At 59.4% G+C, this 14,723-nt stretch carries 10 protein-coding genes; 8 read left to right on the top strand and 2 right to left on the bottom strand.

Annotation, left to right across the window (positions count from 1 at the left end; genetic code table 11):
• Window position 1: 1 nt before the first annotated feature.
• A complete protein-coding gene (gene murB, locus NQ559_RS09945) occupies window positions 2–1,012 on the bottom strand; it encodes a UDP-N-acetylmuramate dehydrogenase (protein ID WP_018694787.1) in 1,011 nt (336 codons plus the stop codon).
• A gap of 77 nt (window positions 1,013–1,089) precedes the next feature.
• On the opposite strand from murB, the gene NQ559_RS09950 reads away from it, so the two are divergent.
• The 8 genes from NQ559_RS09950 (at window position 1,090) to NQ559_RS09985 (ending at window position 10,313) form a co-directional block, all read left to right on the top strand.
• On the top strand, window positions 1,090–2,523 hold the full coding sequence (locus NQ559_RS09950; RefSeq protein WP_018694788.1) for a DUF4301 family protein: 1,434 nt from the start codon (window positions 1,090–1,092) through the stop codon (window positions 2,521–2,523).
• 302 nt (window positions 2,524–2,825) lie between these two features.
• Window positions 2,826–3,440, top strand: a complete 615-nt coding sequence (locus NQ559_RS09955; RefSeq protein WP_018694789.1) for a hypothetical protein — start codon at window positions 2,826–2,828, stop codon at window positions 3,438–3,440.
• 4 nt (window positions 3,441–3,444) lie between these two features.
• On the top strand, window positions 3,445–4,281 hold the full coding sequence (locus tag NQ559_RS09960) for a DUF2764 family protein (protein WP_018694790.1): 837 nt from the start codon (window positions 3,445–3,447) through the stop codon (window positions 4,279–4,281).
• Between the two features lie 8 nt (window positions 4,282–4,289).
• Entirely contained in the window at window positions 4,290–6,044 is a 1,755-nt protein-coding gene (locus tag NQ559_RS09965) for a V-type ATP synthase subunit A (RefSeq protein ID WP_018694791.1), read from the top strand.
• Between the two features lie 10 nt (window positions 6,045–6,054).
• Window positions 6,055–7,377 carry a V-type ATP synthase subunit B gene (locus tag NQ559_RS09970; protein ID WP_018694792.1) on the top strand — a complete coding sequence of 441 codons (1,323 nt, stop codon included), beginning with the start codon at window positions 6,055–6,057 and terminating at the stop codon, window positions 7,375–7,377.
• A gap of 6 nt (window positions 7,378–7,383) precedes the next feature.
• Window positions 7,384–7,992, top strand: a complete 609-nt coding sequence (locus tag NQ559_RS09975) for a V-type ATP synthase subunit D (protein WP_018694793.1) — start codon at window positions 7,384–7,386, stop codon at window positions 7,990–7,992.
• Window positions 7,993–8,000: 8 nt separating this feature from the next.
• A complete protein-coding gene (locus NQ559_RS09980) occupies window positions 8,001–9,836 on the top strand; it encodes a V-type ATP synthase subunit I (protein ID WP_026318178.1) in 1,836 nt (611 codons plus the stop codon).
• 21 nt (window positions 9,837–9,857) lie between these two features.
• Complete coding sequence (locus tag NQ559_RS09985) at window positions 9,858–10,313, top strand: ATP synthase subunit C-like protein (protein ID WP_022332863.1); 456 nt, start codon at window positions 9,858–9,860, stop codon at window positions 10,311–10,313.
• A 325-nt stretch (window positions 10,314–10,638) separates the two neighbouring features.
• On the opposite strand, the gene NQ559_RS09990 is transcribed toward NQ559_RS09985, so the two are convergent.
• A complete protein-coding gene (locus tag NQ559_RS09990) occupies window positions 10,639–14,691 on the bottom strand; it encodes a hybrid sensor histidine kinase/response regulator transcription factor (protein ID WP_018694796.1) in 4,053 nt (1,350 codons plus the stop codon).
• Between the last annotated feature and the right edge of the window lie 32 nt (window positions 14,692–14,723).

The raw sequence follows: 14,723 nt of genomic DNA on the forward strand, positions 1-14,723 counted from the left end.
ATTACAATATGTTGACTTCGGTGTCTATCTCTATGCCGAACTTTTCGTGTACGCGGGCCTGTACCATGCGGGCAAAATCGAGTATCTCGCCGCCCGTGGCGCCTCCCAGGTTCACCAATACCAGTGCCTGCCGTTCATGGATGCCTACCCGTCCGCTTCGGCAGCCTTTCAGCCCCGCCTTGTCGATGAGCCACCCGGCGGCGAGTTTGGCCTTGCCCGAAAGGGTGGCGGGGTAGAGCGGCATGTCGGGCCAGCGGGCCCGCAGTTGCTGCGCCACGGATTCATCGACGACCGGGTTTTTGAAGAAGCTCCCCGCATTGCCCGTCACCTTCGGGTCGGGTAGTTTGGCGCGGCGGATGGCGCAGATTGCCTCGCGGATGTTGCGCAGCGTCGTGCCGCCGCGGGATTCGACTTCGCGCTCCACGTCGCCGTACCCCAGCCGGGGTTGCGGCGTACGCGAAAGGCGGATGTCTACCGCCGTGATGACGACACGTCCCCGCAGGTCGTGCTTGAAGATGCTTTCGCGGTAACCGAAACAGCAGTGCGCGGCGTCGAGCGTCATGCATTTGCAGTTTTCCACGCAGAACATGTGTACCTGCTCGATCGCGTCCTTCGCCTCGCAGCCGTAGGCGCCGATGTTCTGCACGGGCGCCGCCCCGGCCTTGCCCGGGATCAGCGAGAGGTTTTCGAGCCCCCACAATCCGCGCTGTACGGCCCACTCCACCAGGTCGTCCCATTCGACCCCGGCGTCGGCGCGCACGTGTACCGTGCCCCCCTCTTCTCCGAGCAGGGCGATCCGCTGCGAGACGGGGGTCAGCAGCAGCCCGTCGTAGTCCTGTGTGAAAAGTATGTTGTTGCCGCCGCTCAGGACGCTCCAGCGGTCGGGGATTCCGCCGCCGAAAATCGCGTGCAGATCCTCCTCGGTCTCGAATTCGACGAGCCGGGCGGCGTGCTGCTCGACGCCGAAACTGTTGCGTCCGCGCAGGCTGGTTTGGTGAAATTCTCGGATCATGATGTGCAAAGTTAGAAATTATTTCGTTATCTTTGAAGATAATTCCGATCCGACGAAAAACTAAAGACGATAGAACCATGTTTACCGAAAAAGATTTACAGCAGATCGAAAAACACGGGCTGACTCCCGACGCGGTCGAGCGCCAGCTGGAGAATTTCCGCCGCGGGTTCCCCTTCCTGAAGGTTGTGCGCGCCGCATCGCCCGGCGACGGGGTGATGGTCGTGGGCGACGCGGAGGCTGCCGCCGCCGTGGCGCGTTATGAACGGGAGGCCGACCGCCTGGGCATCGTGAAATTCGTGCCAGCCTCGGGTGCCGCGACCCGTATGTTCAAGGAGTTGTTCGAGTTTGTCAACGAGGGTAAGCGCGGCAAGGGCATCGACACGTTGCTGGACAATATCGGGCGCTTCGCCTTCTGGCCGGAACTCAAGGCCGTGCTGCCGCCCGATGCCGACGACAAGGCAACCGTGCGTGCCATCGTAAAGGACGGGCTCGGCTACGGGCAGAAGCCCAAGGGGCTGGTGACCTTCCATGCCTATCCCGAAGGGGCGCGCAAGGCGGTGGAGGAGCACCTGGTGGAGGGCGCGGTCTATGCCGCGGCCAGAGGCGTGGCCCGGATCCATTTCACCGTGTCGCCCGAGCACATCGCGGGCTTCGAAACCCTCCTGGCGGAAAAGGTACCCGTGTACGAACAGCGTTTCGGCATCCGTTACGACATCTCGTTCTCGGTGCAGAAACCTTCGACCGATACGATTGCCGTCAATCCCGACAACACCCCTTTCCGGCAGGACGACGGCACGCTGCTGTTCCGTCCGGCAGGGCACGGCGCGTTAGTCGAGAACCTGAACGAAATCGACGCCGATCTGGTGTTCATCAAGAACATCGACAACGTGACGACCGATGCGCAGCGCGGCGATACGATCCGCTATAAAAAGGTATTGGCCGGCATCCTGCTGGATTTGCAGGATCGGGCTTTCGAGTACCTCAAAGCGCTTGAGGTGGGCGGTGCCGAGCTGGAGCCGATCGTGGAGTTCATCGAACAGCGTTTGTGCGTCAAACTGCCCGCCGACTACGATTCTGCCCTGTTGCGCGCCGTGCTCGACCGTCCGATCCGTGTCTGCGGCATGGTTCGCAATGAAGGCGAGCCGGGAGGCGGCCCGTTCTGGGCTTCGAACGCCGATGGCACGCAGTCGCTCCAGATCGCCGAGTCGAGCCAGATCGCACCCGCCGACCAGCCGCTGATGAAGGCCGCGACGCATTTCAATCCCGTAGACCTCGTGTGCGGCGTCCGGGATTCCAAGGGGCGCAAGTTCGACCTGCGGCGTTATACCGACCCTGCGACGGGCTTTATCTCGTCCAAGTCGAGCGGTGGCCGCGAATTGCGTGCGCAGGAGTTGCCCGGTTTGTGGAACGGCACGATGTCGCGGTGGAACACCATCTTCGTGGATGTGCCCATCACGACCTTCTCGCCCGTGAAAGTCGTGCAGGATTTGCTGCGTCCCCAGCACCAGTGACCCCTGTGCGAACCCGATAAGGCGGATGCCGCGTGAGCGGCGTCCGTTTTTTGTGGGGCTGCCGCCTTCCCGCGGGGCCGTCCGTTTTTTTTACGGCGCCGGTGGGTTTTTACCGGACAGCCTGCGGCGGGCGGCGGGTTTCCCGGCCGTAAGACACTTCATTTCGCTTCGAAACTTCTTCTTTTTGTTCTTGAATTTTGTCAAAAAAGGACAAATTATTGCAGTGTGCCTCAGTTTTCTGATAATCTTTTATATATTTGTGTGCATATTTTGAAAAACGATAATCAAAACTAAATAACACTATGGAAAACAAACTTCAGGAGCTGACCAAAAAGCTCTACGACGAGGGGCTGGAGAAAGGCCGTGCCGAAGCCGACCGTCTGGTCGGGGAGGCTAAGAACGAGGCGGCGAAGATCGTCGCCGAAGCCCGCGCCCAGGCCGAGGAGATCGTCAAGAAGGCCCGTGACAAGGCCGAAGATGTCGAGAAGAACACGATGACCGAGATCGCACTCGCGGGCAAGCAGGCCGCTGCGAAGATCAAGTCGGAGATCGCTTCGATGATCGTGGCCAAGGCCACTGCGGCCGGGGTGAAGGAGGCTGCGCTCGATCCCGCATTCATCAAGGAGATGCTGCTGGCCGTGGCCGGGAACTGGAACGGTGCCGATGCGGGCAAGGTGGAACTGAAAGCCCTGCTGCCCGAGGCCGAGCGCACCAAGCTCGACGCGGCGTTCGGCAAGAGCGCCCGGGAACTGCTCGCCGCCGGTATCGAAGTGGGCTATTCGAAGGAGGTGAAGAGCGGGTTCAAGGTAGGTGCCAAGGACGGCGGTTACTACATCTCGTTCTCCGATGCCGATTTCGACGCCTTGCTGGGCGAATACCTGCGCGAGAAAGTATCGGACATGCTTTTTAAGGCGTGACGCTATGTTCACGACGAATTATTATTGTCTGGTAGCCGGGCTGAAGGAGTATTCGCTCGATGCCGACACCAAGGGTTTCGATGCCAAGGCCATCGTCGGGGAGATCCTCGAAGGGGTGGACGGGGCCGATGCCGACGCGGTGCGGCTGTTGTACGGCTATTACGACTGTGAGAATATCGCTTCGCTGCGTGCGGGGCGCTCGGCGCACAATCCGCTGGGTAACTTCACACGCGAGGAGCTGGAAGAGGAGGTGAAGACTCCCCGGCGCCTGCCGGCGCCCGTAGCCCGCGTATTGCGCGCCTTTGCCGACCCCGAAGGCGAGGATGCCGAGGAGGTCGATACGGCCGGGCGCTTCGAGACTGCGCTCTTCGGGGCCTACTACGATGCCTGCAGCCGCTCCCGGAGCCGCTTCCTGCGCGCATGGTCGGAATTCGACCGCAACCTGCGCAATGTGACGGCCGCCGTGACGGCCCGTGCGGCGGGGCGGCCCGTCGAGGAGGTGACCGTCGGCGGAGGCGACGTGGTCGAGCAGCTGGAGCGCAGCTCGGCTGCCGATTTCGGGCTGCGGGGCGAGTTGCCCTACATCGACGCCGTGATCGCTGCCGTGAACGACGAGGCCAACCTCGTGGAGAAGGAGCACAAGATCGACCTGATCCGCTGGAACGAAGCCGTGGAGCTGGCGACGTTCGACTATTTCGACATTAATTCCATCCTGTCGTACCTGTCGCGTGTCAACATCGTGGCGCGCTGGACGCAGCTCGATGCGGTGCGCGGACGCGAGATGTTCGAGCGTTTGATGGCCGAGCTGGATGGCAAAGGGCTGATAGAAAATAAACAATAGGATAATTCATGAAAACTACAGGACGTGTAAATGGTATCATCTCCAATATCGTGATCGTCAAGGCCGACGGAGCCGTGGGCCAGAACGAGATCTGCTACGTGTATACGGGGGATACCAAAATGATGGCCGAGGTCATCAAGGTCGTAGGCGACAGCGCCTATGTCCAGGTTTTTGACAGCACCCGGGGGCTGAAGATCGGCGACAGGGTCGAGTTCGAGGGGCATATGCTCGAAGTGACGCTCGCTCCGGGCCTCTTGTCGCGCAACTACGACGGTCTGCAGAACGACCTCGAAAAGATGGACGGCCTGTTCATCGCGCGCGGTTCGATCACCGACCCGGTCGATTTCTCGGCCGAATGGGAGTTCGCCCCGCTGGCGAAGGCGGGCGACAAGGTCTCGGCCGCATCGTGGCTGGGCGAGGTCAAGGAGCAGTGGGTGAGCCACAAGATCATGGTGCCTTTCACGATGACCGGCAATTATACGGTCAAGAGCATCGTTGCGGCCGGGAAATACAAGGTTACGGACACGGTTGCCGTGGTGACGGACGACGAAGGCCGGGAGCACGGGATCACGATGGTGCAGAAATGGCCGGTGAAGCAGGCCGTGCGCTGCTACGTCGAGAAGCCGCGCCCCTCGCGTGTGATGGAGACGGGCGTTCGTGCCATCGACACCTTCAATCCGATGGCCGAGGGCGGTACGGGTTTTATTCCCGGGCCTTTCGGTGCCGGCAAGACGGTGCTCCAGCACGCTATTTCGAAGCAGGCCGATGCCGATATCATCATCATGGTGGCATGCGGCGAGCGTGCCAACGAGGTGGTGGAGATCTTCAAGGAGTTCCCCGAGCTGATCGACCCCCGTACGGGGCACAACCTGATGGAGCGTACGATCATCGTCTGCAATACGTCGAACATGCCCGTTGCGGCGCGTGAGGCGTCGGTATATACGGGCATGACGATCGGCGAATACTACCGTGCCATGGGTCTCAAGGTGCTCGTGATGGCCGACTCGACGTCGCGCTGGGCACAGGCGCTGCGCGAGATGTCGAACCGCCTGGAGGAGCTTCCCGGACAGGACGCTTTCCCGATGGACCTTTCGGCGATCATCTCGAACTTCTACTCGCGGGCCGGCCTGGTGAAACTCACCAACGGGGAGACCGGTTCGGTGACCTTCCTCGGAACGGTGTCGCCCGCGGGCGGTAACCTCAAGGAGCCGGTGACCGAATCCACGAAGAAGGCGGCGCGTTGTTTCTACGCCCTTTCGCAGGGGCGCGCCGACTCGAAGCGCTACCCGTCCATCGACCCGCTGGATTCCTACTCGAAATATCTGGAATACCCCGAGATCCGCGAATACCTCGACGATCATATCGAGAAGGATTGGGTAGACCTCGTGTATGCCGGCAAGACCATCGTGCAGCGCGGCAAGGAGGCCAATGACCAGATCAACATCCTGGGTGATGACGGCGTGCCGGTGGAGTACCACGAACGTTTCTGGAAGTCGGAGCTGATCGACTTCGTGATCCTCCAGCAGGACGCTTTCGACGACATCGATGCCAACTGTCCGATCGAGCGCCAGAAGATGATGTATAAAATGGTGCTCGACATCTGCCGGAAGGATTTCGCCTTCGCCGATTTCGAAGAGTGCTCGCAGTTCTTCAAGGGTCTTATCAACCTCTTCCGCCAGATGAACTATTCGCAGTGGCAGTCGGAGAAGTTCAACGGCTACCTGAAGCAGATCGAGGAGTATGTGAGTGAAAAAACAAAATAAGCTTTAGACCATGACAACACGAGCTTTTCAGAAAATATATACCAAAATCGACAACATCACCAAGGCGACCGTGACCCTGCGGGCGCAGGGCGTCGGCAACGACGAGCTGGCCACCGTGGGCGGCAAGCTGGCGCAGGTGGTGAAAATCATGGGCGAGAACGTGACGTTGCAGGTTTTCGCAGGTACCGAGGGGCTGGCTACCGACTCGGAAGTGGTCTTCCACGGCGAACCTCCCAAGCTGCGCGTGTCGGACAACCTCGCGGGACGCTTCTTCAACGCCTACGGCGAACCGCTCGAAGGCGGTGAGATCGTCGAGGGCGAGGCGCGCGAGATCGGCGGCCCGACGGTAAACCCGTTCCGCCGTATCCAGCCTTCGGAGCTGATCGCCACGGGTATTGCCGGTATCGACCTGAACAACACGATCGTGACGGGGCAGAAGATCCCTTTCTTCGCCGACCCCGACCAGCCCTATAACGCCGTAATGGCCAACGTGGCGCTGCGTGCCAAAGCCGACAAGATCATCCTGGGCGGCATGGGACTCACCAACGACGACTTCCTCTATTTCAAGTCGGTGTTCGAGAATGCCGGTGCGCTCGACCGTATCGTGTCGTTCGTCAACACGACCGAGAACCCGCCCGTGGAGCGGCTGCTCGTCCCCGACATGGCGCTGACCGCCGCCGAGTACTTCGCGGTGGACAAGGGCGAGAAGGTACTCGTCCTGCTGACCGACATGACGCTCTATGCCGATGCGCTGGCCATCGTGTCGAACCGTATGGATCAGATCCCGTCGAAGGACTCGATGCCCGGTTCTCTCTACTCCGACCTGGCCAAGATCTACGAGAAGGCCGTGCAGCTGCCCAACGGCGGCTCGATCACGATCATTGCCGTGACGACCCTGTCGGGCGGCGACATCACGCACGCCATCCCCGACAACACGGGTTACATCACCGAGGGCCAGCTGTTCCTGAGGAACGATTCCGATACGGGCAAGGTCATCGTCGACCCGTTCCGTTCGCTGTCGCGTCTGAAGCAGCTCGTGATCGGCAAGAAGACCCGCGAAGACCATCCGCAGGTGATGAACGCCTGTGTGCGTCTGTACGCCGATGCCGCCAATGCCAAGACCAAGCTCGAGAACGGTTTCGACCTCTCGGACTACGATGAGCGTACGCTGAAGTTCGCATACGACTATTCGGAGAAACTCCTTTCGATCGACGTCAACATCGGCATTACCGAGATGCTCGACACGGCATGGGGGCTCTTTGCCAAATATTTCTCCAAGGAGGAAGTTGCGATCAAGGAGGAACTCATCAAAAAGTACTGGAAAGAAGCGTAAGGCACGATGGCAATCAAATTTCAATATAACAAGACCTCGCTCGGCGACCTCGGCAAACAGCTGAAAATGCGGCAGAAGGCGCTCCCTACGATCAAAAGTAAGGAGTCGGCCCTGCGCTCCGAGGTGAAGAAGGCGAAGGACTCCGCGGGCGATTACCGCCGTCGGCTCGATGCCCTGAAGGCCGAGTACGACTACATGGTATCGCTCTGGGGAGAGTTTGATTGTGACCTCTTGCGCATCGCTGATGTCGAACTTTCGGTACAGAAGATCGCGGGTGTGCGTACACCCGTCTTGCAGGACGTGAAATTCGAGGAGAAGCCCTACGACCTCTTCTCGTCGCCCGTATGGTTCGCCGACGGAATCGATATCCTCAAGCGCATGGCGCAGCTGGGAATCGAATTCGAGGTGTATAACCGCAAGATGGAGTTGCTGGATCACGCACGCCGTAAAACCACTCAGAAGGTGAACTTGTACGAAAAGGTGCAGATACCCGGGTACGAGGACGCCATACGTAAGATCAAACGCTTCATGGAAGACGAGGAGAACCTTTCCAAGTCGGCCCAGAAGATCGTGAAAACCAAACAGCAACAGGCCGGGGAGGGCGCGATGTTATGATAGCGAAAATGGCAAAATACGACTTTGTGCTCTATGCGGCCCAAAGTGAGGATTTTATCGGGAAGCTGCGCGAACTGGGCCTTGTCGACATCACGACGACGGGCTGGGAGCCTTCGGAGGAAGACCGGCAACTGCTGCTCGATATCGAGGGGCATGCGAAGGCCGCCGACTTCCTGCGGAATTTCCGTGCCGGGGAAGGTCGTTTCAAGGCCGGTGCGAAACCCTTCGCCTCGGGTGCCGAGGCCTATGAGCACTATGTCGCCGCACACCAGAAGGCCACGGCGCTCGCCGCCGAGATCGGACGCCTGGAGAAATCGGCCGACGAGCTGCGTCCGTGGGGCGAGTTCTCGCCCGAGCGTACGAAGGCGCTGGCTTCGCAGGGCATCGTGCTGCGCTATTTCTTCACCCCGAAGAGCAACTACGACAAGTTCGGGCCCGAGTGGTCGGAACGCTATATGCTTTCGCTGATCAACCGTACCGATTCTACGGCCTATTTCGTTGCCGTGACGGCCCCGGGCGAGGATGTGACGCTCGATGCGCAGGAGATGAAGGCTCCTTCGATGGACTTCCGCGAAGCGGAACGCCGTATCGCCGAGGCGGGGCAGGAATTGCGGGCACTCGACGCTGAATTCTCGCGCGTGGCGGCGTCGGAGAAGTTGCTTGCGGCGCACGCTGCGCAACTGAAGGAGCGCTTGCAGGGCGTGCGCGTGAAAGCCACGGCGCAGCAGGCCGCCGACGGTACGCTGGTCGTCATGGAGGGCTGGGCCGAGAAGGAGACCTCCGACAAGGTCGACGCCCTGCTGGAAGCGTATCCCAACGTCGTTTATCTCAAGGGAGACCCTACGCCTGAGGACGATACGCCCGTGAAGCTCAAGAATAACCGGTTCGCGCGCGTTTTCGAACTGGTGGGCGACATGTATGCCCGGCCGAAATATGGCACGATGGATCTCACGCCGTTCTTCGCCCCGTTCTACATGCTTTTCTTTGGCATCTGCCTGAACGACGCCGGCTACGGTGCCATCCTGGCACTCCTGGGAGCCTGGATGCTCTCCAGGAACCGCAAGCCCGGCATGATGCGCCAGGCTGCGTGGTTCGCCACGCTGTGCGGCGTGATGACGATCCTCTTCGGGCTGCTGTGCGGTTCGTTCTTCGGCATCAACATGTCGGAATGGTTCCCGTCGATCCATTTCTTCGATTTCCAGGGCCAGTTCTTCTCGATCGCGCTGGCCATCGGCCTCGTGCAGATCATGTTCGGCATGGTGCTCAAGATCGTCATGATCTCGTCGACCGTCGGGTTCCGCTATTCGCTCGGTTCGCTGGGGTGGCTGCTGGTCATTTTGGGCGGGAGCCTTGCCGCCGGACTGCCGATGCTCAACTCCGGGTGGGTGATCCCGTTCTACACCACCTCCTCGCCCGCGTTCTATGCGACGCTCGGCGTGGGTGCGGTGCTGATGCTGTTCTTCAATTCGCCGGGCAAGAACCCGCTGCTGAATTTCGGGCTGGGATTGTGGGATACCTATAATAACCTTACGGGCATCCTCTCCGACGTACTGTCGTATATCCGTCTGTTCGCCATCGGCCTCTCGGGCGGTATCCTCGCCACGGTGTTCAATGCGCTTGCCGCCGGGTTCGTGCCCGAAGGTTCGGGCATCGTCGTGCGGCTGCTGATCATGATCCCGATCCTGCTGATCGGCCACGGCATCAACCTCTTCATGTCGACCATTTCGTCGTTCGTGCACCCGATGCGTCTGACGTTCGTCGAGTTCTACAAAAACGCGGGCTTCGAAATGTCAATGCGTTCGTTCGAGCCCTTGCAGAAAATAGATAATTCGGAAAACAAATAACAACTAAAACAAATTAAAATTATGGAATCAACAACTGCAATTATTTTGGGCTATCTCGGCGTAGCGCTGATGGTAGGCCTTTCGGGCGTAGCGAGCTGTATCGGTACTTCGATCGCCGGTATGGCATCGGTAGGCGCCATGAAGAAAAACGGCGGGGCTTTCGGTAGCTACATGATCCTGTCGGCTATCCCCGGTTCGCAGGGCCTTTACGGTTTCGTGGGCTACTTCATCATCAAAGGGTTCCTTACGGATTCGATGACGTTGTTGCAGGGGGCCGCCATCTTCGGCGCCGGTCTGCTGACGGGTCTGGTCTGCCTCGCTTCGTCATACTACCAGTCGAAGGTGTGTGCCAACGGTATCGCCGCAATCGGCAACGGCCACGATGTGATGGGTAAGACGCTTATCCTCGCGGCATTCCCCGAGTTGTACGCCATCCTTACGGTGGCTGCCGTGTTCCTGATCGCGGGCGCGATCTAAACGGCCGCAGCGGCAAATCGCTCCGCAGGGCGGGACATTCCGGTGTCCCGCCCTGCTTTTTTCAGGGGTGTGGCTTGAATTGTACTTTTATTGCATGAATTGATACTTGGCGAAACCTCGGGAATGTGTAATTTTGCATTGACTCGAAAGTTCCGGGCGATTGTTTTTCCGTCGGGATGGGACAGTTACAAGTTTTTAAGTGGTATAATTAGGGATTCAGGCCCGGCTGCAAGTGCAGCCGGGCCTGGGTTTTTAGACTGGTTGGCGGGAACCGCCGTCTCCGGTCGGGCGGACAGGGATTCCTGTATTGCCGGGAACCCCCGCCTTATGCTTTTTCCTGTGGCCCTTCGGGCAGTTCGTCAACCTCCTGTTTGATCTGGGAGAGCTTCTCCTTGCGGTATACCTTGGGGGTGCAGCCGTATTTGGCGGCAAAGCACTTGAAGAACGTGCCCCGGTTGACGAACCCCGCCTTGTAGATGATCTCGTCGATGGAGAGCTTGGTCGAGGTGAGCAGCTGCTCGGCTTTGGCCAGCCGGTACTCCTTGATGATGTTGGTCGGGGTCTGGTTCAGGATGCCTTCCAGGCGGCGGTAGAGGTTGCGGATGCTTACGCCCATCTCGTCGGCGATGAATTTCGTCGAGATCTCCGTGTTGGAAATGTTGTCGTTGATGATCTTCAGCATCTTGTCGATGAACTCCTTATCGTCCTGGTGGAGCATCTTGCCGTCGGAGAGTTCGAAGGCGCTGATCGACGATTTGTAATAGTCCTTGAGCGAGCGGTTGCGTTTGAGCAACTGCTCGGTCACGGCCTTCAGGTATTCGACGTTGAAGGGCAGCGTCAGGCAGATGTCGGCGCCGGATTCTACGCCCTTGATGCGTTCGTCGACCTGCTGTGCCGTCGAGAGCAGGATCACCGGGATATGCGAGGTCAGCTTGCCCTCCTTGATGAACTTGATGAGCGACAGGCAGTCCGATTTCTCCGAGAGCGCATCGCAGATGATGATGTCGGGGTGCATCTGTTTGAGCAGTTCGATCATCGCGTTCAGGCCGTCGGGCATTTTGATATTGTAGTCCGGGGCAAACAGCTCGGCCACGAAATTCATGATCTCCGAATCGTCGTTGACCACGAACATCGTCCGGCGGTTCTTGTCGAACGTGAATTCGCGTTGCGTGACGGTCGGCAGCGGCAGCCCGTAGTTCGTGTCGATCGGCACGATGTTGTCGTTCACGGACGTGTTCTCGGCGGTTACTTTCAGCCGCGGCAGCCGCACGGTGAACGTCGTCTGGGCATTGGGGGTGCTTTCGACCGTGATCCGGCCGTGCATGCGGGTCACGATGCTGTGGCAGATCGCCAGCCGCAGGTCGCCCTGGAACGAAAGCCCCCGTTCGCTCTTGCGCTCGAAATAATCCAGCACGCGGTAACGGTCGAAAATGGCCTCGATGTCGTCGAGGTTGACCCCGATGCTGTCGTTGGCGGCCGATATGAACAGTTCCCCGTCGTCGTTGCGGATCGTCAGGCTCACCGAGCCGTTGTAAGGCGTGTGCTTGAATGCATTGGACAACAGTGTGTTGAGGATCGTAGAAAGCCCTTCCCGGTCGCTCGGCCATGCCAGGTTGCGCTCGATGTCCAGCTTGCAGTGGATGCTGTTCTGCTCGGAGTATTCGCCGAAGGTCTCCGCGATTCCCTGGGCGATTTCGGCCACGGGTACCAGCTCGATGTTTTCATTCTCATCGTTTTGCGAGGTGCGGATACCGCGGAACTCGTGGAGCATGTAGATCAGGTCGTGGAGCTTCGACACGTTCTGCCGGATGGTCTGCGCGTATTTGAGGATGTAGGAGTCCGATTTACGGTATGTCATGATCTGCTGGCAGGGCCCCGAGATCATTGTCAGCGGCATGGACAACTCCTGCGTGATGTTCGAGAAGAATCGCATTTTCGATTCGTAGACCTCCTCTTTGCGCCGGCTTTCGAGGCGTTGCAGCTGTTGGGCCTTGCGTTGCCGGTAACGGAGCAGGTAATAACGCAGGGTCATGGTGACGGCGGCCAGCGCCAGCAGCATGTAGAGCAGCTTTGCCAGGAATGTGGCGTACCATGCCGGTTTGAGGCGTATTTCCAGTGAATAGACGGGACTTGTCGCCCCGGTGATATTATTGCGGTAGCGTACGTCGAGCCGGTAGGTGCCGGGCGGCAGGTCGGCGAAGGACAGCTTCGACGAAGTGCTCGTCCATTGGTCGCTGAACCCGTCCAGCCGCGTGTAATAGGTGTAGTTGCTGCCGTTGACGTAGTCGAGTGCCGATACCGTGATCTCGTAGATGCGCTGCCCGTGCCGCAGCGTCAGCGCGCCTTTGTCGGAGAGCAGGTTGCCGATGTTGTGCACCCCGTCGTTGAGGCGCACGTCGCGGAAGAGGATCGGCGGGTTGAACGACTGTTCCTCGAAGCCGGTTTCCTCGACGGTGACCAGCCCGTTGATGCCGCCGAAGAAGAGCAGCCCCGTCTGCGGGTCGGTGAAGTAGGCTCCGTCGCTGTATTCGATGGTATTCAGGCCGTAGGAGTACCCGTAGGTCACCACGTTGCCCGTGTGGGGCGTGTACTGCACCAGTCCTCGGTTGGTGCTCAGCCAGAGGTCGCCCTTGCGGTCGTCGAGGATGCCGTGCACGGTGTTGGTGATGCCCGGGATGAGCGTCGTGTCGCGTGCGACCTGTATCAGTCCGCCGCTCGTGCCGAACCAGAGGCTCTTGTCCTGGGTCTGGTGGATCGTGAAGATGTCGTTGACGATGGCGCTGCGGTTGTGGTCGAATTTGGCGATCTGGTGCGTATTCGTATGCGTGTTGTAGCGTACGGCCCCGCCTCCGCGGTTGCCGAACCACATGATCGAATCGTTCTGCTCGTAGAGGGCGAAGAAGAATTTTTTGACCTCCAGTTCCTCGTTGAAGTGGAGTCGCTTGACCTCGCGGATTTCAGGATGGGTCTGCGATCCGCCCAGCGTGATGCGGAATATACCGCAGCCTACCGAAGCCACCCACAGGGTGTCCGGCGCCGTCTCGCGCAGCGTGTGGATGAACCGCATCTCCTCGGGGACGCCGAGGCGGTGGATCCTCCGGTCGGCATAGGAGTAGTAGTTCAGCCCGTCGCCGTCGGTGCCGATCCACAGCAGGTTGCGGCTGCTTGCGGCGAAAGTGTAGACCGAGTTGTCCAGCAGATCGCTGTTGGCCGTGGTTTTCTGTTCGACATGGGCTGCGTCGAAGGTCTTTCTGTCGTAGAAGTTGGGGATGCGCAATAATCCTTCGCCCTTGGTTCCCACCCACAGGCTGCGTTCGTGGTCGACGTAGAGCGCACGCACGGGCTTCGAAAGGTTGTAGGGCAGGTCGTTGAAGGTGATCGAGCGGAAAGCCACCGCATTGCGCGTGTACTGGTAAAGCCCCTGCCCGTCGGTGCCGATCCATACGATCTCCTGCCGGGCATCGCGCAGCAGCGTCATGGCGCCGCAGGTGATGTTGATGTGCTCCGTGACGTATTTTACGCTGTTTTGGGGGGTGGTTTTCAGACGGACGACGCCGTTGGTGTTGAACGACACGAGGTAATCGTCTCCGTCGCTGATGATGCGGGACACCTGTCCCATGGCGGCCAGCTCCTCGCGCATATCCTTTATATATATGATCTGACGGCTTTTGATGTCGAACTCGTAGAACACTTTGTTCCGGTCGATGAAATAAACCCTGTTCCCTTCGCGGAATGCGAATTCCGGGAGCGAAGGCAGGGCTATCTGCTGTGTTTCGCCGAACCGGATGTCCCCCTGCCCGTCGGCGGGAATTTTCACCGGCATACAGAAAATACCCTTGCGTGAAAAGCTCCACAGGTTGCCCTCGTCGTCGAGCACCATCTCCAGGATGTCGGCATACCGCCCTTGCTGCATCGGCCTTGTGGGGGCGAATTCATGGCGTGTGCGGTCGTAGTAGCTGAATTTGTTGTCCTGCGTGATGACGATCACCTCGTCGCTGCTGCGGGTCACGATCCGGTACATTCCCTGGAAACAGGTGTGCGGTTCGACGTGCTTGCTGTCCGGATCGAACAGGTCGAGCCCGTAGTTCGTGCGGATCCAGAAAAGCGAGTCCGTCGTCACGGCGATCTCCTCGATGAGGTTGCCCGACAGGGGGGTGTATTCGCCCCAGTCGTTCGGGAAGAGGCGCATGCGTTCGCCGTCCCACATGTTCAGCCCGTCGCACGAACCGACCCAGATAAACCCGTGTTTATCCTGTGCCAGCGAGAGGATGGCGTTGTTCGATATGCCTTCGCGGCTCGATATCTGCCGCAGGTTGCTGGCTTGTGCCGCCGCACAGCACAGCAGGTGTATACAGACCAGGTAGATTATTCGTTTCATGGAGGGTTGCGGTTTGTGGAAATTTTATGTTG

This window comes from Alistipes onderdonkii (genome assembly GCF_025145285.1).
GTDB lineage: Bacteria > Bacteroidota > Bacteroidia > Bacteroidales > Rikenellaceae > Alistipes > Alistipes onderdonkii.

Bases quoted from the DNA above. Each gene is read 5' to 3' on its own strand.
- murB (WP_018694787.1), bottom strand. From the start codon at position 1,012: ATGATCCGAGAATTTCACCAAACCAGCCTGCGCGGACGCAACAGTTTC.
- NQ559_RS09950 (WP_018694788.1), top strand. From the start codon at position 1,090: ATGTTTACCGAAAAAGATTTACAGCAGATCGAAAAACACGGGCTGACT.
- NQ559_RS09955 (WP_018694789.1), top strand. From the start codon at position 2,826: ATGGAAAACAAACTTCAGGAGCTGACCAAAAAGCTCTACGACGAGGGG.
- NQ559_RS09960 (WP_018694790.1), top strand. From the start codon at position 3,445: ATGTTCACGACGAATTATTATTGTCTGGTAGCCGGGCTGAAGGAGTAT.
- NQ559_RS09965 (WP_018694791.1), top strand. From the start codon at position 4,290: ATGAAAACTACAGGACGTGTAAATGGTATCATCTCCAATATCGTGATC.
- NQ559_RS09970 (WP_018694792.1), top strand. From the start codon at position 6,055: ATGACAACACGAGCTTTTCAGAAAATATATACCAAAATCGACAACATC.
- NQ559_RS09975 (WP_018694793.1), top strand. From the start codon at position 7,384: ATGGCAATCAAATTTCAATATAACAAGACCTCGCTCGGCGACCTCGGC.
- NQ559_RS09980 (WP_026318178.1), top strand. From the start codon at position 8,001: ATGGCAAAATACGACTTTGTGCTCTATGCGGCCCAAAGTGAGGATTTT.
- NQ559_RS09985 (WP_022332863.1), top strand. From the start codon at position 9,858: ATGGAATCAACAACTGCAATTATTTTGGGCTATCTCGGCGTAGCGCTG.
- NQ559_RS09990 (WP_018694796.1), bottom strand. From the start codon at position 14,691: ATGAAACGAATAATCTACCTGGTCTGTATACACCTGCTGTGCTGTGCG.